Annotated in this window: 16 protein-coding genes and 1 pseudogene; 15 read left to right on the forward strand and 2 right to left on the reverse strand. The window is 50.8% G+C overall.

What is annotated here, in order from left to right; genetic code table 11:
• The first annotated feature begins 23 nt into the window (after positions 1–23).
• From H581_RS0108825 to H581_RS39610, 15 genes and pseudogenes are all read left to right on the forward strand, one after another.
• Positions 24–2,423, forward strand: coding sequence for a family 78 glycoside hydrolase catalytic domain (locus H581_RS0108825; protein ID WP_028609709.1), 2,400 nt, complete (start codon positions 24–26; stop codon positions 2,421–2,423).
• Between the two features lie 42 nt (positions 2,424–2,465).
• Positions 2,466–4,196, forward strand: coding sequence for a DUF5605 domain-containing protein (locus H581_RS0108830; RefSeq protein WP_028609710.1), 1,731 nt, complete (start codon positions 2,466–2,468; stop codon positions 4,194–4,196).
• Positions 4,197–4,288: 92 nt separating this feature from the next.
• A pseudogene (locus H581_RS36320) lies at positions 4,289–5,283 on the forward strand (glycoside hydrolase family 43 protein).
• Between the two features lie 460 nt (positions 5,284–5,743).
• Positions 5,744–6,040 carry a hypothetical protein gene (locus H581_RS37765; protein ID WP_156889532.1) on the forward strand — a complete coding sequence of 99 codons (297 nt, stop codon included), beginning with the start codon at positions 5,744–5,746 and terminating at the stop codon, positions 6,038–6,040.
• Between the two features lie 261 nt (positions 6,041–6,301).
• Positions 6,302–9,106, forward strand: a complete 2,805-nt coding sequence (gene ppc / locus H581_RS0108840; RefSeq protein WP_028609711.1) for a phosphoenolpyruvate carboxylase — start codon at positions 6,302–6,304, stop codon at positions 9,104–9,106.
• A gap of 226 nt (positions 9,107–9,332) precedes the next feature.
• Positions 9,333–10,457, forward strand: coding sequence for a S1C family serine protease (locus tag H581_RS33435; RefSeq protein ID WP_245599986.1), 1,125 nt, complete (start codon positions 9,333–9,335; stop codon positions 10,455–10,457).
• 194 nt (positions 10,458–10,651) lie between these two features.
• On the forward strand, positions 10,652–11,581 hold the full coding sequence (locus H581_RS0108855; protein ID WP_028609712.1) for an EamA family transporter: 930 nt from the start codon (positions 10,652–10,654) through the stop codon (positions 11,579–11,581).
• Positions 11,578–12,144 (forward strand): RNA polymerase sigma factor SigW, encoded by a 567-nt coding sequence (gene sigW, locus H581_RS0108860; protein ID WP_028609713.1) that lies wholly within the window; start codon positions 11,578–11,580, stop codon positions 12,142–12,144. Before H581_RS0108855 ends, sigW begins: the two co-directional genes overlap by 4 nt.
• Positions 12,145–12,223: 79 nt before the next feature.
• Complete coding sequence (locus tag H581_RS0108865; RefSeq protein ID WP_245599987.1) at positions 12,224–12,895, forward strand: zf-HC2 domain-containing protein; 672 nt, start codon at positions 12,224–12,226, stop codon at positions 12,893–12,895.
• 142 nt (positions 12,896–13,037) lie between these two features.
• Positions 13,038–13,880: a diadenylate cyclase CdaA gene (cdaA, locus tag H581_RS0108870; RefSeq protein ID WP_028609715.1), complete on the forward strand. Its 843-nt coding sequence runs from the start codon at positions 13,038–13,040 to the stop codon at positions 13,878–13,880.
• Positions 13,873–15,258: a CdaR family protein gene (locus H581_RS0108875; protein WP_028609716.1), complete on the forward strand. Its 1,386-nt coding sequence runs from the start codon at positions 13,873–13,875 to the stop codon at positions 15,256–15,258. Before cdaA ends, H581_RS0108875 begins: the two co-directional genes overlap by 8 nt.
• A 68-nt stretch (positions 15,259–15,326) precedes the next feature.
• Positions 15,327–16,667, forward strand: a complete 1,341-nt coding sequence (gene glmM / locus H581_RS0108880) for a phosphoglucosamine mutase (protein WP_028609717.1) — start codon at positions 15,327–15,329, stop codon at positions 16,665–16,667.
• 570 nt (positions 16,668–17,237) lie between these two features.
• Positions 17,238–19,070: a glutamine--fructose-6-phosphate transaminase (isomerizing) gene (gene glmS / locus H581_RS0108885; RefSeq protein WP_028609718.1), complete on the forward strand. Its 1,833-nt coding sequence runs from the start codon at positions 17,238–17,240 to the stop codon at positions 19,068–19,070.
• Positions 19,071–19,273: 203 nt separating this feature from the next.
• Positions 19,274–19,486 carry a helix-turn-helix domain-containing protein gene (locus H581_RS39605; RefSeq protein ID WP_051250584.1) on the forward strand — a complete coding sequence of 71 codons (213 nt, stop codon included), beginning with the start codon at positions 19,274–19,276 and terminating at the stop codon, positions 19,484–19,486.
• Positions 19,487–19,687: 201 nt separating this feature from the next.
• The gene (locus H581_RS39610) at positions 19,688–19,783 is read left to right on the forward strand and encodes a helix-turn-helix domain-containing protein (protein WP_156889533.1); all 96 of its coding nucleotides are present in this window, start codon (positions 19,688–19,690) and stop codon (positions 19,781–19,783) included.
• A 1,054-nt stretch (positions 19,784–20,837) separates the two neighbouring features.
• Here the strand turns inward: H581_RS39610 and H581_RS0108900 are convergent.
• Positions 20,838–22,484, reverse strand: a complete 1,647-nt coding sequence (locus H581_RS0108900) for an RNA polymerase sigma factor (RefSeq protein WP_028609719.1) — start codon at positions 22,482–22,484, stop codon at positions 20,838–20,840.
• A 778-nt stretch (positions 22,485–23,262) separates the two neighbouring features.
• Positions 23,263–24,534: an IS110 family RNA-guided transposase gene (locus tag H581_RS0108905; RefSeq protein WP_028609720.1), complete on the reverse strand. Its 1,272-nt coding sequence runs from the start codon at positions 24,532–24,534 to the stop codon at positions 23,263–23,265.
• Between the last annotated feature and the right edge of the window lie 115 nt (positions 24,535–24,649).

Below are 24,649 nucleotides of genomic sequence, written 5' to 3' on the forward strand. Positions count from 1 at the left end.
AGACGGGTTGAGGAGGAAGTTACATGGAGGAGAATCGTAAATGGAATGCCAGATGGATCTGGCATCAAAGTTATCCGTGGACATCGGACCCAGGAGCGCACGAAATGGTGTATTTCCGCCGTGAGTTTGACGTCGCTGATCCGCATCTTGCGCGGCTTGTCGTCGACGTATCCGCAGATAGCCGCTATCGACTGTTTCTAAACGGCGAATCGGTTTCGGTCGGACCATGCAAGGGCGATCGGTCGACGCATTATTACGAGACGGTGGATCTGAGCGATCGCCTAATCGCAGGAACGAATGTGCTGGCGGTTCAGGTGCTGCACTTCGCCCCTTCCGGTCCTCATTTGCTGGGCGTCAGCGGACCGGTGTCGATTCATCGGGCCGTCAGCGGCGCCATGTTACTAGAAGGCGTGCTGATTGAAGGGAGCGGTCACTCCGAGCCGCTGCATTCCGACGAGAAATGGTCGTGCAAGAAAATGCCGGGCTTTAAGCTTATGCCAAGTCCGATCATCTTCTTCCTCGGCGGGTTCGAAGATACTGATGGAAGAGGGCTTGCCCATGGCTGGGAGCTGCCCGGATTCGACGCTCAAGGCTGGGCGAATGCAGTTATCGTCTGTGAGACGAGCGATAAATTCGGTCAACTGACACCATGGCAATTGGCGCCGCGTCCGATTCCGCCGATGCGCGAAGAACCAGCTTCGTTCCGAGGCATTACGAAAGCCGACGATCGTGCCGCCATCCCTGGCTATGAGGCCATATTGAGGGACGGAGGGACAAAAACCGTAAGAGTGGAAGCGGGCAAATCCATCTGGCTCGAGCTGGATGCCGGCGAATTGGTGACCGGATACGTGACGTTGAAGCTGAGAGGGGGCAGTGAGAGCCGGATTAAGCTCCTTTATGCGGAAAGTTATGAGGAAGCTTCATCGACTGTCCACCACCGAATCAAGGGGATCCGGGATGATGCGGAACATGGGATCCTTATCGGGGAAGTGGATTATTATACGGTTGCGGGCGTAGGGACCGGGGAACATGCGGAGCGTTACGAGCCATTCGACTTCCGCACCTTCAGGTATATCAGACTTGAAGCTGCGGCGAATGACGAACCGCTAGAGATCGTGCTGCTAACCTACCGAGACACGGGTTACCCCTTGAACGTTCAAGCTACCTTCACTTGTTCCGATCCGGATTACGTTGCGCTATGGGAATTGTCGTTGAATACGCTTAGTCGCTGCATGCATGAAACGTACGAGGATTGCCCGTACTACGAGCAGCTGCAATACACGATGGACACGCGTCTGCAGATGATGTTCACTTATGCGGTCAGCGCCGACGATCGGCTGGCTCAACGCTCGCTGTTCGATTACCATAGCTCCGCGCTGCCTTCGGGCATGCTGCAGAACCGCTATCCATCCGAGTATAGGCAGGTCATTCCCTCCTTCTCGTTATATTGGATTCATATGCTCGATGAGCACTATTTGCATTTTGGAGACCGCGCGCTGCTCCGCCGATATGTACCGACGATGACCGGCGTACTGGATTGGTTCCGGAGAATGCTGACGTCGGAAGGGCTTGTCGGCCCGACGCCGCAAGCGTACTGGCCGTATTTTGACTGGTGCAAAGATTGGGAGATTGGAACGCCTCCGGCACATGCCAAAGGTCCGCTCACGCTCCTGAGTCAGATGTTCGCGGCAGCGCTTCAAACCGCTTCCCGAATCTATGAAGCGGTTGGTTGGCAGGATGCCGCACGCGAAGCGAAGGCGGACGCGAAAGCCTTGAATGAAGCGCTGATTCGACTTTGCTGGAGACCGGAACGCGGATTGTTCGCGGATGGACCAGAGGTGGAAGATTATAGCCAACACGCTCAGGTGTGGGGAGTCGTCTGCGGCGCAGTTCAAGGAGAAGAGGCCGTTCGTTTGTTGGAGCGTACAATCGAACCGCAGGAGGGACACATGTCGCAGCTATCGGTGCCGGCTTCTTATGAGCTGTTTCGAATGTTATCGCGTCACGGGTTGTACGGCAAGGCCTCCAGCGTGATGGCTCGCTGGAAAGCTTTTCTGCATTTGCATTTAACGACGCTGCCGGAGGTAACGGATGACAATCATCCTCGCAGCGATTGTCATGCCTGGAGCGCGCTACCGCTGTCGGAGTTCACAGGCGAGATTCTAGGGGTTCGACCAGGCGCTCCGGGGTATTCGGAGATTATGGTTGCGCCCAATCTACTGGAGCTGAGCTGGGCGAAAGGAAGCGTAGCTACCCGCCACGGGTCTGTTCAAGTCGAGTGGACGCTGGATGAGGAAGCGGTATTCCGAATGTCTGGCATCGCTCCGGATGGCATTCCGCTCACAGTCGTACTGCCTAATGGTAAGCAGATTGAATATCGGGATGGAGGGCCATTCGAAGCATCAGCCAGCCTCAGAACCTGATCTTCGAGCAGTGCTGACCAATTAGAATTGGAGGATGCAACGATGAAAATAACACAAGATACGAAGATCGGAAATATTTGGTCCAATGAAAAGGGACGCTCCATCATTCGCAAATATGCGCCGGAGATTGAAAAAGAACCCCTTTTCATTATTATCCAAGCGAGCACATTGGCGGAGTTCGCAACCACTAAACTAGAACATCCGGAGCCCGCTGAATGGCTCCTAGCTATCCTTAAGGAATTAAAAGATGTTGATCTTTCGAGGAAGTGGGAGCAGGAAGCTCCGCCTGCCGATTATGAAGACTCATCCGCAGTGATTGATAGTGCGGCAATACATGCAGCTGACTCTGCTGAGAAATGGTCGGTCTACGAAATCGAGCTTCACGGCCCAAATCACGGTAATCCATATGTAGACGTTGAACTCAGAGCTCAATTCAAATGCGGCGGACAATCCGTTGACGCACGAGGCTTCTATGATGGCAATGGTAGCTATCGGATTCGATTTATGCCGCAGGCGGAGGGCGAGTGGGTCTACCGCACAACGAGCAACTGCCGAACCTTGAACGGTATTGAGGGGCGGTTTACGTGTACAGCCCCCCAGGCGGGAAATCATGGGCCAGTCCGAGTTGCCGATACGTTTCATTTCGCCTACGAAGACGGTACCCGCTATTTGCCGATCGGTACCACCTGTTATGTATGGACGCATCAAACGGAGGAATTGGAAGAGCAGACATTGTCGACGCTTGCCAAATCGGCCTTCAATAAAATCCGAATGTGCGTCTTCCCAAAGTCCTTCATTTTTAACGAGAATGAGCCGCTTCGCTATCCCTTTATGGGTTCGATTGAAGAAGGCTGGGACTTCATCAGGTTTAATCCCGAATATTTTCATCATCTCGAACGCCGGATCGCTGATTTGGGCCGGCTCGGAATCGAGGCGGATTTGATTTTGTTCCATCCCTATGACCGGTGGGGCTTTTCCACTATGGCACCATCCGTCGATCGGCGTTATCTCCAATATATTACGGCCAGATTATCCGCTTTCCGGAATGTCTGGTGGTCGCTGGCCAATGAGCATGAACTGCTATGGGACAAGCCGGATGAAGACTGGGAGCGTTTCGGTCAAATCGTAACCGAGAATGACCCCTATGGGCATCTGATCTCCATTCATAATTTTGTAAACGTCTTTGATTATTCCCGGCCTTGGATAACGCATTGCAGCCTTCAAAAATCGGAAACGGATCGTTCCGCGCAATGGCGAAAACAATGGGGCAAGCCCATCGTCATCGATGAGTGTGCTTACGAAGGTAACATCAGTCCATTCTGGGGAAATATTACCGGCGAGGATATGGTACGCAGATTCTGGGAAGGTGCCATGCGCGGGGGATATGCAGGACATGGGGAGACTTATCTGGATCCCGAGGATATCTTGTGGTGGTCGAAAGGCGGCCAATTGCAAGGCACAAGTCCCGATCGGATCCGATTTTTAAGGCAGGTTATTGAGCAAGCCCCTTCAGGCATACTTAACCCGCTCTGGACCGAATTTGAATTTATAGCCGGAATTAAGGATGCGTTCTATCTCTATTATTTCAGCACCAGACAACAGTGTTACTACGATTTTATGATGAAACCCGGTATTTCCTATAAAGCCGAAATTCTAGATACATGGAATATGACGGTCGAGGAAGTTGAAGGAAGCTTCGAAGGGAATTTCCAAATCAAGCTGCCGGGCAGACCATATATCGCAGTACGGCTGACGCAGACAACGGGAGCATAAAGCAATAACGGCTGTAACCATAAACTCTCGAATATGATTGTGATTGCCATCATTATATTCGTTAGCTTGCAAAGAAAGGGGATAAAACCCAAATGTCCACCACTGCTGGGACGTACGCTAACCCGGTTATACCGGGCTTCTATCCAGATCCGAGCCTATGCAAAGTAGGAGCCGATTTTTATCTGGTCACCAGTTCGTTTCAATATTCGCCCGGTGTTCCGATTTTTCATAGTCGTGATCTTGTTCATTGGGAACAGATCGGGCACTGCCTGACTCGGCAGAGTCAGCTTGATCTTAAGGGATGCGGAAGCTCGATGGGGATTTACGCACCGACCCTTCGCTTTCATCAAGGGCGATTCTATATGATTACGACAAATATGAATGATTATCGGAATTTTTATGTCTGGTCCGAAAAGCCGGAGGGACCTTGGTCCGACCCGTTTGGCTGGACTGGCCGGGTATTGACCCCTCCTTGTTTTTCGATGAGGATGGCCGTGTCTATCTATCCGGGACGAACAGTTTTCAGAAAGAGGAGATCCCAGGTATTTACCAAGCCGAGATCGACATCGCAACCGGAAACCTCTTGACTGAACGACGGTTAATCTGGGAGGGAACCGGCGCTCAAGCGCCTGAGGGGCCTCACATGTACCGCGTACAAGGGAAGTATTACCTGCTGATTGCCGAAGGTGGGACTGAATACGGGCATATGGTGACCATTGCACGCGCCGACTCGGCGTACGGACCGTTCGAAAGCAACCCAAACAACCCGATACTGAGCCATCGGAGTTCGCATGAATCGATCCAAGCGACTGGCCACGCCGACCTCGTCGAGCTGGAGGATGGCAGCTGGTGGGCGGTATTCTTAGGCATTCGCCCGGTATCGGTTCCCTTTGTCGGGCGGCATCACCACTTGGGCAGAGAGACATTCCTGGCTCCGGTTACCTGGTCTTCACAAGGGTGGCCCGTAATAGGAGAGAACGGAAAGGTAACGGAAAAGATGCCGGTCGGAACGCTCCGTGTGGAACACAAGCAGCCGCTGAACGTTATCGATGGGTTCGACGGCAAAGCCAAATTATCAGAAAATTAGTCACTAAAAAGTGTAATTCTGAACAATCCTCTCAAAATATATTTGAGTTAAGGATTAGATAGAAACTCTATGGTCAAGGCTATTGAAGTGGCTAGACGCTTATAAATGACGTATTCTCAAAAGTTGACGGGGAAAGAAAGCTTAGTTAATTTTATGGAAGTAACATCGGCGAAATCTCCCAACGGAGTGTCTTCCCCTGTATGTGGCGTCCTCATACATTCCTCATGATGTTAAAACATATTGATACAGTTATACATACAGAACTTTGTTGTTGTATATTCTTCAAGCATTAAAACACAGAGATACAGTCATACATATGTACAGGTAAAATGTAAGTTTTCAATAAAATTCGAACCAATCCAGTAAAGTATGCCGCTATCGCATTCATTTTTTAAATCTTGTCATTTCGAATAGTATTGGGGCGAAATTGGGGCAAGAGTATATTTTAAAGTGGCATTCATTGAACGTTACTGATAGACAGGTTAAAGAAAAATGCAGTGAAATCAACGTATTAATAGGAAGAGACACTTTAGAAATAGGGTATTTCTCAGCCTTCCAAGCTAATAGCGTGGGTTCGATTCCCATCACCCGCTCCAACTACACAAACGGTAAGTCCTTGAGTCATCAGGGGCTTTTTTTTGTATTCTCTTTTCGAGCGGCGAACGCTTTCTTAGTATGGTCGTGCTTGCCGAAACCTAAACGGTTTTTTCTGTACGATTCTTCTGCTGCGCTTTTGGCAACGATTGCAGGAAAATGAAACTTTAGGATGAGTGAGATTTCGCACAGGGCTTCAACCCTGTAGGAATTTGTAGTATGATGGTGGAAGTCAAAAAAACGTAAAAGAGGTACGTGCAGGCTTGCTCTGTAAGCTTGCATTCGGAAAAGAAAAGTTTGCTTAAATACAGTTTTGCATTCGCAAAACAAAGAAAATGCTTACGAAGACAGTTTTGCATTCGCAAAACAAAGAAAATGCTTACGAAGACAGTTTTGCATTCGCAAAACTTTAAGGAGGAACAAAATGTCGGATCAACCTGCATCTACATTGACGACCAGCCGACCGCAGGCTAACAATTTGCTGCGACGCGATGTCCGCTTTCTGGGCAACATTCTAGGCGAAGTGCTTGTTCATCAGGGCGGGCGCGAGCTTCTTGATATCGTTGAGCGCATACGTGAGCAAAGTAAGGCGCTGCGCGCTGAATTTGTGCCTGAGCTTTTCGAACAATTCAAAGAAACCGTCTCGTCTTTAAGTCCTGAGATTAGACACCAAGTTATCAGAGCGTTTGCTATTTATTTTCAGCTTGTCAACATTGCCGAGCAAAATCACCGGATTAGACGGAAACGGGATTACGAGGTGTCCGCGGGCGAATCCGTGCAGCGCGGCTCGATCGAGAGCGCCGTTCAGGATTTGAAGGAACGCGGCATCGCGATCGATGACGTGCAGGAGATTATGAGCAGCATTTCCTTGGAGCTTGTCATGACTGCGCATCCGACGGAGGCAACGCGCCGGGCGGTGCTTGATATTCATAAGCGGATTGCCATCGACGTCATGGAGCTGGATAACCCGACCTTGACGTACCGCGAACGCGAGAAGCTGCGCGAGAAGCTCATGAATGAGGTTCTTATTTTGTGGCAGACGGATGAGCTGCGTGACCGTAAACCAACCGTTATCGACGAAGTGCGCAACGGACTGTACTATTTTGACGAGACGCTGTTCGAGGTGCTTCCAAGCGTATATGAGGAACTTGAACGCTGTCTGAGCAAATATTATCCGGACGAGCACTGGCATGTGCCGGACTATCTGCGCTTCGGCTCCTGGATCGGCGGAGACCGCGACGGCAATCCGTCCGTAACCGCTAAGGTGACGTGGGAGACGCTTTCCCTCCACCGCCAGCTGGCGATCCGGAAGTACGAGGAGAAGCTCGGCGAGCTTATGGATCTGCTAAGCTTCAGCACGAATCTGGTTGAGGTAACCGATGAGCTTGTGGAATCGATCCGTTCGGACCGGGAGCATGTCGAGCTCAAATGCGTAGAACTATGGAGAAATGCCAAGGAGCCGTACCGGATCAAGCTTGGCTTCATGCTGGAGAAGCTGGCGAATACGCGCAACGAGTCGCTGAAGGGCTCTGCTATGCGCTACAATCACCCGAACGAGCTGCGCGACGACTTGATGATTATCGACCGCAGTCTGCGTCATCATTACGCGGATTATGTGGCGAATACCGACCTGGCGAAGCTTGTTCGTCAAGTCGAGCTGTTTGGCTTCCATCTGATGGCTCTTGACGTTCGTCAGCACAGCCAAGAGCATGAGAACGCGATGACCGAGATTTTAGCCAAAATGAATATCGCGGCGGATTACGCTTCCCTTTCCGAAGAGGAGAAGACAGACCTGCTTCACCGTCTGCTGAACGATCCCCGCCCGCTTACTTCCGGGCATCTGGATTATTCGGAATCGACGCGTGAATGCTTGAACGTCTACCATACGATCTATAGGGCGCAACAGGAGTTCGGCGAGAACTGTATTACCAGCTACCTGATCAGTATGACGCAGGCTGCGAGCGACATGCTCGAGGTTATGGTATTCGCGAAGGAAGTCGGCCTATTCCGGAAGGAATCTGACGGAACCGTTCGCTGTACGCTGCAGTCGGTGCCGTTATTCGAGACGATCGACGATCTCCATGCGGCGCCCGCGATTATGAAAGAGCTGCTTGAACTGCCGATTTACCGTCAAGCGGTTGAGGCAAGAGGCAATCTGCATGAAATTATGCTGGGGTATTCCGACAGCAATAAGGACGGCGGAGTCGTTACCGCGAACTGGGAGCTGCGCGTTGCGCTGAACGAAATTACGGCTGCCGGCAAAGAATGTAATGTAAAGCTGAAGTTTTTCCATGGCCGCGGAGGAGCGCTCGGCCGCGGCGGCATGCCGCTGAACCGCAGCATTCTCGCACAGCCGCCTCATACAATCGGCGGAGGCATTAAGATTACCGAGCAGGGCGAGGTGCTTTCCTCACGTTATTCCATGCAAGGGATCGCTTACCGGAGCTTGGAGCAGGCGACGTGGGCGCTGATCACGGCAGCCCGGCTGGCGAAGTATCCGGAGCAGGCGCCGCAGGCGGAAGCCGAGTGGGATGAGATTGCGCGTTCGATTTCCGAGACGGCGCTGAAGAAGTACCAGGATCTTATCTTCCGTGATCCGGATTTCTTGACGTACTTTAAAGAATCGACGCCGCTGCCGGAGGTTGGCGAGCTGAACATCGGCTCCCGTCCGTCGAAGCGGAAGAACAGCGATCGCTTCGAGGATCTTCGCGCGATTCCTTGGGTATTCGCATGGACGCAAAGCCGTTACCTGCTTCCGGCATGGTATGCGGCAGGCACGGCGTTCAAGCAGTATGCAGGCGATGATGAGAGCAAGCTGGAGACGCTCCGTACCATGTATGAGCAGTTCCCGTTCTTCCGTTCCCTGGTCGATAACCTGCAGATGGCACTGGCCAAGGCCGATCTGCTGATCGCAAAGGAATACGCGGACATGATTACGGATAAGACGATCCGTGACCGTATTTTCGAGCAGATTGAACAGGAGTATAAGCTGACGTCCGAGTTTATTCTGAGCATTACGGGCCAAACGGAGATTTTGGACAACGTGCCCGTTATTCAAGAATCGATTCGGCTGCGCAATCCGTACGTCGATCCGCTCAGCTACATGCAGGTACAGCTCTTATCCGAGCTTCGTGCCCTGCGAGACAAGGACGAGGACGATCCGATGCTGCTCCGCGAGGTGCTTCTCACAATCAACGGTATTGCCGCAGGACTGCGGAATACGGGCTAATGAATAGCGAGCGGCTGCTGAAGCGGCCGCATCCTTATAAGCCGGTCATGGTGAATACGCCGTGGCCGGCTTTTTTTTGCCCGCCATAAGCATAAGCGCTCATCCTTGAAGAAAGTGAATTGCAGTTATTTCTTATGTTCCATTTAAATCCGCTTAAGATTCGTTTAAGGAACATCCTTCATGATAGATACATAGGCAGCCACCTACAATCGAAAGGATGATAGACATGGACGATAATAATAAATACCAAGCGGACAAAGGAACTCCGGCAGCTTCACCGTCTTCGGCTACGTCTCCGGTTACTTATACTTATGATTCTAGCAAATCGGCAAATGATTTGAGGTCTTCCTATGAGAGAGAGCTGGGCATGCATATGGATGTAATCAAGCCGTCAATGGGCGGCGGCAAACGTCCGAAGCGGAGCGGGAACTCGGCACGAACGATGCTTGCCTCCTTCCTTATCGGGGCGGTCGTGATCGGCGGATTTTCTTATATGGCGGATAAAAACAATCTTTTCAGCGGCGGCGAGACCGGTACGGCAGGCAACGGGACAAACGCGGCAAACAAGTCTCCGCAGCAGGGCGCAGGCGTATCGACGGCTTCGTTAAACACAAGCGACGAGATCGCGTCGGTGTATGAAGCGGCCAGCCCTGCCGTTGTCAAAATCGAAACCTACGCGGAGCCGGCCCGTTCCGCCTCTATGTTCGATGACCCGGCTTTCCGCCAGTTCTTCGGAGGCGATTACGGTATGGGTGGACGTTCGCAGCAGCAGGAGCAGCCGCAGCAAGAGGGAAGTACGGAGCTTCAGCTGACAGGCTCAGGAACGGGATTTTTCTACGATAGCGACGGTTATATTCTGACGAATGAACATGTCATTGCGGATGCGAAGGAAGTGAAGGTGACCGTTCAGGGTTATGATGAACCATTGACCGCGAAGGTGATGGGCTCGAGCTATAAGCTGGATCTCGCGGTACTGAAGGTTGAAAGTCCGGATGGCGGCAGTTTCCCTTCGCTAAAGCTTGGCAGCTCGGACGATACGCAAATCGGCGATTGGGTGATTGCGATCGGCAACCCGTACGGCTTTGATCAGACGTTGACAATGGGCGTCCTGAGCGCGAAGGAGCGTCCGATCACGATTGCGGATGAACAGGGCGAGCATCAGTACGAGCATTTGCTGCAGACGGACGCTTCGATCAACCCGGGCAACTCGGGCGGTCCGCTTCTGAACGAGCAGGGCGAAGTGATCGGCATCAATACGGCCGTCAATGCCGAGGCGCAGGGCATCGGCTTCGCTATCCCGACCTCGACGATTATGGAGGTTCTGGATCAATTGAAGACGAATACGCTGTAAAGCGGCCAGAGGTATTATTGATGTGAACATTGGGTCTGAAAGCTGGAAAGCTTTCAGGCCTTGTTTTATTGCGCGTGTGAATTCATAACTTCTGGTCTCCGGTCTTATACCCGCCTAGCCTGAAGTCGATTGCTCAGAGCGAGTCAAACGTATATAATAGGCAGAATGGTTTGTTTTTTGGGAGGGCGGCGGCAATGAAACATTCATCGGCTTATTGGATGTCGGTGTTGCTCGTATTGCTCGGCGCGGCAAGCTATGGGATCATGTCGCCGATTATCAAGCTTGCGTATGCAGCGGGGTTCAGCTTCGAGCAAATTACGGTTCATCAGGTCGGGATCAGCGTGGCGCTGTTATGGCTCCTTGTGCTCCTGCGGCCAAGGCTGTGGCGCAATCCTTTTCAACGGGGAAAGTGGCTGCCGCTCGCAGTGATAGGAATATTCGGCTTATGTCTGACGACGGTATTTTATAATTTGGCCTTACAGCGATTGGAAGCTTCTTTTGCTATTGTCTTGCTTTTTCAGTTCATGTGGATTACGATTTTTCTAGAATGTTTATGGTTTAGGCGCAAGCCGGGGCGTCAGCAAATCTTGGCGATTATTGTCGTTATGGCGGGAACGCTGCTGGCAGTCGGGTTATTTGAGCAAAATAGCTTTGTTAAGATCGATATGGCAGGAGTTGGCTTCGGCTTGGCATCCGCGGTTACATATAGCTTGTTCTTATTTTTGACGGGCAGACTGCAGACAGATTATGATCCGGTGATAAAGTCCGCCATGATGATGACGTTCGGCTTCATCGTCATTTCGCTGCTGTACGGGTCTAAGGCTTGGGGAAGCAATGGCGAATGGGCGCTTCTCGGATGGGGAACCGCGCTCGCCCTGCTCGGCTGCGTCATTCCGGCGATTTGCTTCAATAAGGGCATTCCGAAGATCGGAAGCGGGCTCGCTTCCTTGCTTGGTGCGATGGAACTGCCGGTAGCTGCCATCAGCGCCTGGTTAATTATAGGGGAGCTGCTCAGCGCGGGCATATGGCTCGGAATTCTGCTCATTCTCGCCGGAATCGTTATCGCGGAGAATGAGGCAAGGCGAATGGAAGAACGAACGGAAGGTTTGGAGGAGTCAAGGTGAATGTATTGGAACCGCGCCTTGCGAAGCTAGCGCTCAAAGGCGATCAGCAGGCGTTTGCAGAGCTTGTCGACCTGTATCAGGATAAGCTCTTTCATATGGCATACAGAATGTTGAACAGCCGCCAGGAGGCGGAGGATGTCGTTCAGGACACCTTCCTTCGCGTATACAAAAACCTGGACAGGTATGACGATACATTAAAATTTTCGACATGGATCTACCGTATTGCAACCAATTTATGCATCGATCGATTGCGCAAGCGCAGGCCGACTTACTCGCTCGATGCCGAATCAAACGATCATGAAGGGCTGGACGGCTATTCGATGATTCCAGGCGATAACCGCACCCCGGAGTCGGAGATGCTTCTGTCGGATACGCAGCGGATCATTCATGCGGCGATTGCGTCGCTGCCGCCGAAGTACAAGACGGTGATGACGCTTAGGTACATGCAGGATTTATCGCTGCAGGAGATCGGCGACGTGCTGGAAATGCCCGTTACGACGATTAAGACCCGCGTGCACAGAGGCAGGGAGTTTCTGCGCAAGAAGCTTGAACACAAGTTATAAATTGGCAATCACGCTTGGCAAAAAAAAAGTGAAACATCCTCCTCGCATGCAACGTATCCTAATAGCGAGAATAGAACTAATGCGCGAGCAACGGAAGAAAGGACTGGCTGCTATGAATTGCAACGTCGCCATCGTATGGATGCATGACTATTTGGACGGCGAGCTGCCGCGTGAAGACATCGCTGCGTTAAAATCTCATTTGGCCTCATGTCCGGCTTGCCGCAGTCGGTTTGAACTGCTCCAGAAGACGGACGCCGCGGCGTTCCAGACTTTAGAAGCGATTAAGCCTGCCGCGGGTTATGACAAGAAGGCATCTGAGCAACTGACACAGCGTATCATGCAGCAGCTTCCGAAGCAGCAAAGCAAAGAGCGGAACAGATTCGTTCGTTTTATCTACCGGTACCCGGGCGTCACCGCGGCAGCTGTATTTGCCCTCGTGATGCTGGGAAGCTTCTTCACCATGTGGGAAGAGGATAACAAGCTGATCGTAGCGGGCGAAGATCTTCAGCAGGTCGTTATAGAAGGAAACACCGTAATTGTGCCCGAAGGGGCGCATTTAACAGGCAACCTGACGGTTGAGAATGGAACGGCCGACGTTCAAGGCAAGGTGGACGGCAACGTAACCGTTATTGACGGAGAGCTGAATCTGGCCTCTACGGGCTATATAGCCGGACAAAGCAGAACCATTGATCAGGCGCTTGATTGGTTCTGGTATAAGGTAACGCAAACTTTTGGCGGCAGCGCTCGATAATGCAGGCGGCCTCCCTTCGTATAGGGGAGGCGTTTTTTTTATTTTTTTTATAAAAAGAGGGTTTCCCGGACCATATCTAGAAAATAATAAAGTTGAAATCCGATAATAGTTTTAAGGCAAACGGGTTGTTGGGGGTTGACATATGAGTTATTTCTCGGAATTAACCTGGCATGAATATATAAAGGACATTATCGATGTCGGCATCGTCAGCTTTATAATTTATAAAATGATTTTGCTCGTTCGCGGAACGCGAGCCGTCCAGCTCCTTAAGGGGATATTTCTGCTTGTCGCGGTGTGGGCGCTCAGCACCTGGTTCAATTTGTACACGCTGAAATGGCTGATGAATCAGCTGTTTACGCTCGGGATTTTCACCGTGCTCATTATTTTTCAGCCGGAGCTGAGAAGGGTGCTCGAGCAGCTTGGGCGAGGCAAGCTTTTTGCGCGTTCCTACGCGCAGGAGCGCAATGTCGTGAGCGAGCAGATCGACGGCGTCATCAAAGCGGTTCGTTTCATGGCGGAGAGGAAGATCGGGGCGCTTATCGTATTTGAACGCAGCACCGGATTAAGCGAGCTGGTTGAATCGGGCATTCAGATGGAATCGAAGATCACATCGGAGCTGTTAATTAATATTTTTACTCCGAATACGCCGCTGCACGATGGAGCGGTCATTATTCGGGGCAATCAAATTATGGCCGCGGGCTGCTACTTGCCGCTGTCGGAAAATCCTTTTATAAGCAAAGAGCTGGGTACGCGTCATCGCGCGGCGATTGGCGTAAGCGAGGTTACGGATGCCATATCCGTAACGGTGTCGGAGGAAACCGGTCAAATATCGCTTTCGCTCGGAGGCATGATCGTGCGGGACATTAACGAGGAGTCGTTAATCTCGAAGCTGTTCGATGAGCTGACGCCAAATACGAACGGGCCTAATAAAGAGCGCATGACCGTAACTTCGTTCTTTAAGCGGAAAGGAGGCCGTGATGGATAAATGGCTGAGTCACCCGACTGCGCTCAAAATTATTTCGGTTATTCTTGGATTATTGCTGTGGGCGGTCGTACATATTGATCCCGAATTGCCGCCGCAGACGGTTACGACAAGTATAGATACGAAAATTATAGAAGCGGCTAAAATCATTCCTGTGGGATATGACGAAGAAAAGTTCGCATTAACGGCGATGGAGCCAACCGTCGTGCGAATCGTCGTAGAGGGTAAAATCTCCGATCTGCTGGCCGCTGCATCGATCGAAGATTATCCCGTGACGGTGGACCTGAAAGACGTGAAGCCCGGCTTACAGGAATTGCCTTTGATCTTGGACTTGCCTAAAGGGATTCAGTTGGTGGAGATGTCACCGCGTACCGTGACCGTTCAGCTTGAAGAAATATTGACGAAGCCTTACGAGCTTCAAATTGCGGTGAACGGAAAGCCAGCGGACGGGTTTATTGCGGGCACGCCGACGCTGATTGCGCCGATAGGGGAGGTTCAAGTCACGCTTCCAAAGGATGATATGAGCCGTATCGGGCTTGTAGCGACCGAGCTCACCGTAGAAGGCGCGGACAAAACAGTTGTAAACAAGAAAGCGAAGGTCGTTGTTTATGATACGGAAGGCGTCGAAATGACGAATGCCATCGTATCGCCGGAAACGGTACATGCCGAGGTGAGAGTGACGCCTCCGTTCAAGTCAGTGCCGCTGCAGGTCCGTTATACGGGCGCTCTGCCCGAAGGACTGAGCCTGGTTTCGGTTAAGCCTGCCGTGAATGAAGTGACGGTTTACGGCGATCAGAAGTCGTTAGACGGGCTGCAGGTATACGATGGCGCTGTGCTTGATTTATCTAAAATGAAGGAATCAGGGACCGTTCAGGTAAAGACGCAGCTGGTCGACGGCATAAGGATCATTGAGCCTGCTGAGATAGACGTTGATGTCGTTCTTGCACCTATCGTGACACGGAACTTTACGGGAATACCGGTAATCGTTGAAGGGGAGGCGGCCGGTCAATCGGCAAAATTCCGCTCTCCGGCAGACGGCAAGTTCAGCTTGACCGTCAGCGGGGCGGAATCGGTTATCTCGAAGCTGACCTCAAATGAGATCCGAATTGTGGCGAGCGTCGCCGGGTTGAAGCCGGGCGTGCACGACGTGCCGCTTCAGGTTGATGTTCCCGCTTATGTTCAGATCGTTCTTGGCAATGCCGATTCGCTTAACGTATCCATTGAGATCGTAGATAACGTCCCAGCGGATGCAGGCCAGGAAGAGCAAGATGAGCCGGTACAGGGCACTCCTTCCGAGCCGCCGGATCCTGCTCCGAATCCCGGAGATACGTTCGGCGAAGACGTGGAAGGTGCGGGAGGGTCCAACGCAAACGGGGTTTGAAAATGATGAAGCGGGCAGAGAGAGAAAAAATATGAATTGCAGCATATGACAAAAGGAGCATAATGATTATGGGGAAATATTTCGGAACAGACGGCGTACGGGGAGTAGCTAATCGGGAGTTAACACCGGAGCTTGCCTATAAAATCGGCCGCTGCGGCGGTTATGTGTTAACGCGCAAGGCGAATAAGCCTAAGGTAGTCATCGGCCTGGATACGAGGATATCGGGACCGATGCTGGAGTCGGCTCTAATCGCCGGTTTATTGTCGATTGGCGCCAGCGTTGTTCGTCTGGGCGTCGTATCGACTCCTGCCGTCGCGTATCTTACGCGCGAGCTGAACGCGGATGCGGGCGTTATGATCTCGGCGTCGCATAACCCGGTAGAAGATAACGGCATTAAATATTTTGCCGGCGACGGCTTTAAATTGTCCGATGAGACGGAGCTTGAGATCGAGCGGCTGATCGACGCGGAGAAAGATGAGCTGCCTCGTCCGGAGGGCGGAGATATCGGCGTAGTGACGAGTGACGAGGGCGCGAAGCACCGTTACCTCGATTATTTGAAAACGACGATTAAAGGGGAGTTCAGCGGTCTCAAAATCGTGCTCGACTGCGCGAACGGCGCCGCTTACGAGCTAGCGCCGGCTGTATTTCGCGAGCTTGGCGCGGACATTATAACGGTAGGGGCGGAGCCGGACGGCCTGAACATTAATGCGGGCGTCGGTTCGACGCACCCTGAATATTTGCGCGAGCAGGTAGTGAAGCACGGCGCGGATCTCGGCCTTTCTTTCGACGGGGACGCGGATCGGTTGATTGCGATCGACGAGAACGGGGAAGAGGTCGACGGCGACTTTATTCTGTGTATGATCGGCGATGCAATGAAGCGGGCTGGCAAGCTGAACCATGATACGATCGTAACGACGGTTATGGCAAATATCGGATTCTTCAAGGGCGCACAGCGGATTGGCTTGAAGACGGCGCAGACCGCGGTGGGCGACCGATACGTGATGGAAGAAATGCGCCGCGGAGGATACAATCTTGGCGGCGAGCAGTCCGGACATGTTATTTTCCTCGATCATATTACGACGGGCGACGGTATTCTGACTGCGCTGCAGCTGGTGGATACGTTGGCGGCATCGGGCAAGAAGCTGAGCGAGCTTAAAGGCCTCATGCGCAAATATCCGCAGAAGCTGGTGAATGTTCGCGTTGCAGACAAGAGCTTATACCAAGGCAATCAAGCCATTGAGAATGCCGTTCAGCGCGTAGAAGCGGAACTGGGTGACAACGGCCGCGTCCTGGTTCGTCCTTCGGGAACGGAATCTTTGATTCGCGTTATGGCCGAAGGTCCGGATAAGGACCAAGTTGAGGCTTACGTCGCAGAAATTGCGGCAGTCGTCAAAAAGGAACTAGGTTAAGCCTGCTTTATTCGTGTAAAAGGCCTGTCGGTTTTTGGAGCCGGCCGGCCTTTTCTGTCGAATAAGGCTGGGACAAACATGTATTTTTAAGCAATAGGTTGCATAGCGGGATGAAAATGAATATGATAGGAAGTATGATTCTAGAAGGAAAGCGAGGATCGGGGTTATTTAAGCAGGTTAAGCGCCAGAGCTTGCGTGATGAATAATCGGCTTCCTAGCTGAGCAAGATGAGCTGGAAGCGGGTATTCATACGGGAAGCTGACGAGGTGAAGGTGTTCGAAATTATTCGGCGGGGACCTTCCGGTATTTTGCAAGCCAACCGAAAGCCGTAACGCAAAACGGCCGGGCGACCGGTCCTACAAACGTGCGGCAGGCTGCTAGAGGATTAATGATTAAATAATCAATTGCTCCCGTATGTCCAAGATGCCGCCTGAGAGGTGGGCACGGGCAGAAGGGTTACATTTTCCGCATCGAATGGTAATTTGTGACAACTTCATATTAGCCCTTGCCACACATTGGCAGGCATCCGGTCTGGACGGGAAATATACCATATCGGAGGCTTATTAAATTATGTGTGGAATAGTAGGATATATTGGTAATCGCGGTTCGCAGGACATTTTGCTCGAGGGATTGAAGAAGCTGGAGTATCGGGGTTATGACTCCGCCGGTATCGCTGTCTTCACGAAGAACGGGCTGGAAATTACGAAGTCCAAAGGACGTTTGGCGAATCTGGAAGGATTGCTGCGCGAAGAGCCGCTTGAAGGCTCTGTCGGAATCGGTCATACGCGCTGGGCAACGCACGGCAAGCCATCCGACCTGAACTCGCATCCGCATACCGACAACTCTGCGAAGTTTTCTGTCGTGCACAACGGCATTGTCGAAAATTATTTGAACCTGAAGGAAGAACTGATCGCGAAAGGTCATGTATTCGTATCGGAGACGGATACAGAGGTTATATCCCACCTCGTCGCGGATGAGTATAACGGCAACATCGTTGAAGCCGTTCAACGCGCTGTGAAGCGTATGCGCGGAGCGTTCGCGCTGGGCGTGCTGACGGAGCATGAACCGGACCGTCTTGTTGCGGTGAGGTATGCAAGCCCGCTCGTTATCGGCGTAGGCGAAGGCGAGAACTTCATCGGTTCGGATATTCCGGCGATTTTGGAGCATACGCGTAACGTGTATATTTTGAACGACGGCGAAATGGCTGTCTTGACACGCAATGCTGTCGAACTGATGACGACTGAAGGCGAAATTATTTCCAAGGAAATATTTCATGTCGATTGGGATCTGGTGACTGCAGAGAAAGCCGGATTTGATCACTTCATGCTGAAGGAAATTCACGAACAGCCGAAGGCATACCGCGACACGATGATCGGCCGCGTCTCGGAAGACAACAAGTCCGTTGATCTGAATGAGCTGGGGATGACGGCTGATTATATTAAATCGATCACCAAAGTGCATATTGTAGCATGCGGCACCGCTTTCCATGCTGGACTTGTCGGAAAAACGGTCATTGAATCGCTTGCCCGCATACCGGTAGAGACGGACGTAGCTTCCGAGTATCGTTACCGCTCGCCGATCATTACCCGGGATACGCTCGTCATCGTTGTAAGCCAATCCGGTGAAACGGCCGATACGCTGGCGGCACTTCGCGAGGCGCAGCGCAACGGCGCCCGCGTGCTGGCCATTACGAACGTTGTCGGAAGCTCAGTCGCCCGCGAAGCGGATCATGTCCTGATCACCTGGGCAGGACTGGAAATTGCGGTTGCCTCGACAAAAGCTTACACGTCGCAGCTTATCGCGTTTTATCTGCTTGGCCTTCACTTGGCAAGTACTTTAGGAACGAAGGATGCATCTTATGTCGCAGAAGTGATTGCCGCTATGCAGCTGCTGCCGGGTCAGGTTGAAAGCATTCTTGAGCAGGCCGCCATACTGAAGCAAGTGGCGGAATCCATCTCGCATCATAAGCATCTGTTCTTCATTGGCCGCGGCATTGATTACGCCGTCGCTCAGGAAGGTTCGCTGAAGCTGAAGGAAATCTCATATATCCATTCCGAGGCTTATGCGGCAGGTGAATTGAAGCACGGAACGCTCGCTCTGATCGAGGAAGGCATTCCTGTAATCGCTCTTGTTACACAAGAGGATCTGTACGAGAAAACACTTAGCAACATTAAAGAAGTGAAGGCGCGCGGCGCGCATGTTCTAGGTATCGCTAACGCAGGCTCCGAGGAAGAGGTAAGCAAGTCCGTGGATGAGCTGTTCGCTATTCCGAAGACGCTGCCGATCCTGTCGCCGGCCCTGTCGGTCGTACCGCTGCAGCTAATCTCCTACTACGCATCGCTGGCATTGGAGCATGACGTGGATAAGCCGAGAAATTTGGCGAAGAGCGTTACGGTGGAGTAGATAAGGGGATTAATTGAATTTGTTTGTACAATGACATTAAAGTTGGTGTATAGACAATAATGTTGGTGTATAGACATTAATGTTGGTGTCTGAAGGAATGACGACATCTTCAATAAAGTTGCTGCAGTTCAAATATCACCTAGAGTGGCCCACGATGATCAATATAATCGGGGCCACTTTTTATAAGGCGAAGGGAATGGACTATGCATTCTATAGGTGAGAGGATAAAACATATTAGAAAAACACATGACTTCAATCAAGTTGTATTTTCTCAGATGATTGGAATTTCACAAGGGACTTTAAGTGATTTGGAGAAAAATAAGTTTAATCCATCAGTTGAAACAATGCTACAACTTCATAAGAAGTTTAATGTGGATATGAATTGGTTGATACTTGGACATAAGTTAAATTCATGATTTGCAAGTGAATGTTGACTTATTACAATAAAGTGTTGTTCTTATGTGAAAGTTAACAATAAAGTATTGTTCTTATAATCAACAAGAAATTTAGAACAACTAGAAAAAGACCCGATGATGTTTTATTAGATCATCGGGTCCTTTTGTGAAGGAGCCAATGTCGGAGAGAATCGTTACTCGTGTTAAAAGGATACGTAAACAATGACTCAAGTTGAATTCTCGTCATTTTTAGGAATCTCACAAGGACGACTAAGTGAAATTGAGAAAGATATAACAAAGCCATCAGCCGAACATTAATTGCCCTAAGGAAAAGTTTTGGAATCGATTTAAACGAGCTTTTAGGTTATCTAGATTAATTCTTGTTCAGATACACTGTTAGTAAGTTATCATCTGGTAGGAGGTATTCGATATGAATAGACGCCGAGGCAATTCGTGCCCCGCCGGCTCTAAACGTAGATGGAAATACAATGGCGGTAGGGTTTCTGTTACAGCTGCCCCGCAAGCATATAGATCCGCTAATGGAAAGCAAGCTCGCGTTTCAATTAAAATAGACGAAAATCCGATGGTGTATGTTGGTCCAACGGTGGAAGGTCCGGATGCAGAGTACATTAAAATTGTCAGCGGTAAGGTTGACGTTCGGAAACCATCCTTTGTTTAATATATCTTGGTGTGAGTAACGGTTATAGATTAGACAGTTTACAAGATAAAAATTGACAATTTACAGGATAAAACAAGACAGTTTTACAAGATAAATAAGTCAAAGACAAATGTACGATACGTACTGAGATTACTGTAAATTTCCATTTCTTTAGAAAAAAGAATAGAACTAATGAAAAACGAGTCTCTAGAATTGTTTCTAGGGCCCGTTTTTCGTTCAGGAATTATTATTTGTTCTTAATCTTCATATTGGTGGTTTTCAAAAAAGGTACTTTTGCTCTCCATGTTGGATCATTTCTTAATGTTCAAAGAAAATTAAGGATTAGTAGACTGAAAAAAAGTTAGAATCTGAAATAAAGATGTAGACTAGACCACCGGAACTTCGTTAAGCTAACGGGCAGTTTAGCTGAATAGATCTGCTGAGTATGTGGAGCATCAGGCCTCTCACGGTTGGTTGCGGACAAGAAAGATTAAAAATCGTAAGGTAAAGGAGAAATCCGGCAGATACGATTGAGATCAAAAACTACCCATGACGCACATGCGTCATGGGTAGTTTTTAATCATTTTCATACGTTCAGGAGGGGGCCGTGGTGAAATAGCGATGTCCTAATCACTTCGTTGGACAGACAGAGTTTTGTGTAAAAATGGCCACCGCCCGGGAACGGCCATTCTTCGTATACATTTCCGAACCGACTTACTTGACCGGCCCCATCCATGTTGAAATCGTCTTCTGCTGGTGCGGCAACGGCGGTTTCAACTTCCCGTTATCGATCAAATGCTTCAAAATATAAGCGACAAGCCGGCCTCCGCCGGTGTTGCCTCTCACCATGTAAGCAAGCTGCGGCTCCAAATGCTTCGGCTGATTTTGCAGGAACAGCTTGAGCATTTTATCGTAGAGCTTGCCGACAGCAGGCGCATACAGAGCGGACAAATCCGGCATTGCCTTGTTCAACCGATCCAACGTTTGCGGAGAGTCGATCCAAACCGCATTGAACTTGTACCCCTCCTCCGTCTTGCGGATGTACCCCTTCTCCAGCAGGAGCGAATATTGCTCGCTGTTCTCTTCGTTGTCGGGCAGTTCCCCTTGTTGGAACGCATGACAAATCTCGACATTCCGGTATTCCAGGAAACGCCAATCCACCTGGCGGTCGCTCCAGTATGTATTGAATTGCCACAAGTATAAGGGAGTGTCTTCGACGTAGCGGAGCGATGGACCGAAGGTGACGTAACTACTCAAATCAAAACCCGGATCGGCATTGCGGCTCCGGTTCAACGCCGCATAGGCAATATACTGACCTCCGTCCTTTCGCATTGGTGCGACCGCATCGAAGTTGTCGCCCGCCGGCATGCTCCGCCAAGATTGCTCCTCGACGTTCTTGGGCAGCAAGGTCCAGAGCAGGAAGTTATAGTCGCCGTCCGGAACGTACACTCCGCTATCCTCGACTTGCCGGCGAACTTCCATTAACGCGTCGAAATGAACATCGGCCACTTCGGCGGCGCAATCTTGCCAGAATTGATGACCGGCTACGACCAACTCGAAGAGGTCCCAGACGATGGTATTGCTTTGATATTTGCCGGGAGAGGTTTGGATGAGAAAATTGTAATCGGCCAGGTGCCGGACTTCGCCTTCCAGCAAAGACGGCGGCATTCCGAGCTCCTCCGCGATTTGATGTACGGTACGCGCCTTGTGATAAGCCGCGTAAACGATATTTTGCGCCAAGGCGCGTCCAAGAAAATCGTTGGTTTCGCCCAGTCTGCCGGCCGAACCGGAATGGCCCATTTCCCCCATGCTGACCGGATTGACACTTAAAGTTCCTGTTGCACGCATACGTTTCATCCCTTTCCGTAACTCCTTTTTGGCCTCGCTCAAATGCCACTTCACCGTGTTGACAGGAATGTTCAGAGCAATCGCGATATCGCCGATTTTAAGCTCGTCGTAGTAATGCATGACCACGATCCGGCGATGGATGTCGGACAGAAACGCGACTTCTCGGCGCAGCTCGCGGTAAGCTTCGGTTACCAGCAGCCGGTCAAGCGGCTCCCAGGAAGGGGCGGCCGACAGTTCGGACATGCCGTTGATTTCGATCGCTTGGGGAGCGTGCGCACGCTTTTTCAACCAATTCACCCAAGTGTATCGGGCAACCGTCCAGACGTAAGCATCAAGGCATCTAATGTCCCGCACCCCGGAGAAGGATTTCAACAACTGCAGCATAATCTCCTGAGCTAGATCCTCCGCCTCCGCCCGCTGCTTGACCCGGTTTAACGCAAAACCGAAAATCGGTTTGACATAGCTCCGAATCGCTTCCGCCGCTTCTTTTCCGTTCTTCCCAATTGAATCCATCTTTTGCCTCCGTAGTTGCATCTGTAATTCCTGACAATTAAATAGTGTGCCAGGCGAAATAAAGGTTGGGATATTTTCAAAAAAATTTGGACGTCCTACCGGATCACTCATACATGTATAATTACAAACATCATGAGTAGGTCATTTGAATGGTTAAAGAGACGTTATGAACTTCTTGTTAAGTATATTGGAAAAGAATTAAACAAGTTGAAGATTACTTTAGATGTAAAGGTCTCACTTTTAGTATATAAAGATACTTTTTTTCGTTCAACTAAGGGAGGATACAAACTAGGAGCACGAGCCGAAGTTCTTCTTCGGGTACTTGGGGTACTCCTTCGTTCCGTAGTTAACCAGGAGTGGTCTCGATTAATTATTCAAATGCATAATAGAGGTTCATTAAACTCCCTCGGTACGATACAGTTTTCTCACGAATGCTCGCTTATTCGCAGGATTTCACCAGAGGATGAATCGTAATCCGGATTGAATGGGACGAGAGCCGTCAAAATGAGCAACCGACGCGCATGCGGGAACAGAAGGGGCGAGTTTTCGCTCCTTTTTTGTTGATCTGCTGCACGCTGCTCCACGTACCTCCGGAGGCTTTCACTCCCATTTCTCGACGGGTCTATGCCCTTTCATTCCTTCGTTACGCCTATCCAGAGGGTGGAGGCCGGTATTCCTAACGGTACGGGTCTATGCCCTTTTGTTTAATGCAATCCGGTACTCCGTGCAATCTTGAAATCCTGCGAATAAGTCAGTTTTCGTGCTGATCGTGAAGCGATTAAGCAACCTGTTTCATAGGAAGAGCTCGATCCGGTTCGTAAGCTTCACCGCTGCGTGCTATGGCAACCAGAATACGAGCTAGCTTGCCGCAAAGTTTCATCACTGAGCGCATTGGCTTCATGCTTTTCGTCTTTACATTTACTTCGTGCTGTCGTTTAAACGTTTCATCGTTCATAATGAGGGCCATGGTTGCCATGAACAGGGCATGCCGAAGTCTTGGTCGGCCACGTTTGCTGATGGACATCTGGCCCTTCCACTTGCCTGAGCTTGCTTCAGCTAGGTTGAGACCGGCATGCCGCAACAACGCATTGCCATGTGCATAACCGCTGAGATCGCCAGCTTCACCCAGAATGCCGGCGACAGACAAGATGCTCATCCCCTTCATTGCGAGCAGCGGTTTGGCCAGCGGAATCCGGGCCAGGGCAGTCGCTACTTCATCCTCGATTACCTGCAGCTGCTCCATAGCCAGATCATACTCGGCCAGCAGCTGTTGTATATGAAGCTTATAGGCTTTCTCGGTATGCTTTGCGCCGACCGAGCGAGCTGCCAGCGCCAGCAGCTCACAAGCTCTTCGTTCACCGCTGTGTCGTTTCATGACTGTTTTCCAGCCGTCGATTACCTGGCGAACGGTGAGCTTTTGAAGATCAGCAGGCGTTGGAAAGAGACGCAGTGTAGCGAGCGACCCGGAGCCAATGAGGTGCTTGTATACCTGCCTCAGCTCTGGAAACACAATGTCGACCCAGCGATGGATCTGATTCTTGACGCTGACAAGACGATGGACGATTGTCTCCCGGTTCGCCATGAGCACTCGCAGTTCTATGAACACTTCACTGGTTTCTTTAATGACAGTGTAGTAGCCGTTTTTCACCATGTCGGCGATAACCAAGGCATCCTTGATGTCGCTTTTGGAGGGAGTATTATCGCGGTTTTCCTTGTTCTTTTTGACGAGATGAGGGTTTACCAACACGACCTCGAGGTTCCTGTCTTTGAGCCAGGCAGCAAGGCTGAGCCAGTAGTGGCCAGTTGGTTCCATACCGATGATGGTGTCGTTTAGTTGGTGCGTTTCCTGCATATCTTTCATCCACTGCAGCAGTTGGCTGAAGCCGGCATCGTTGTTGGAGAAGTGAAGCGGAGTGCCGAGCGTGATTCCACGGAAGTTGACAGCGCGAGCAACATGGGACTGCTGGGCGATGTCGATGCCGACGACAAGGTGCTGGGTTGAAATGCGTTCGAGCAGTTGATTTTGTTTGGCTTGAGCTTTAAAATTCAAGATAGAGCGACCTCCTTAAGATGGCTAAAGGGCTATGACCCGTGACTACCCCATCGTACCGGAGTCGCTCGTTTTTATGCAAAGTGCAAAATTAACGCTCTACAGGAATCCTAAC

It is taken from the genome of Paenibacillus harenae DSM 16969 (assembly GCF_000422465.1).
In the GTDB taxonomy this organism is placed as follows: Bacteria; Bacillota; Bacilli; order Paenibacillales; family Paenibacillaceae; genus Pristimantibacillus; species Pristimantibacillus harenae.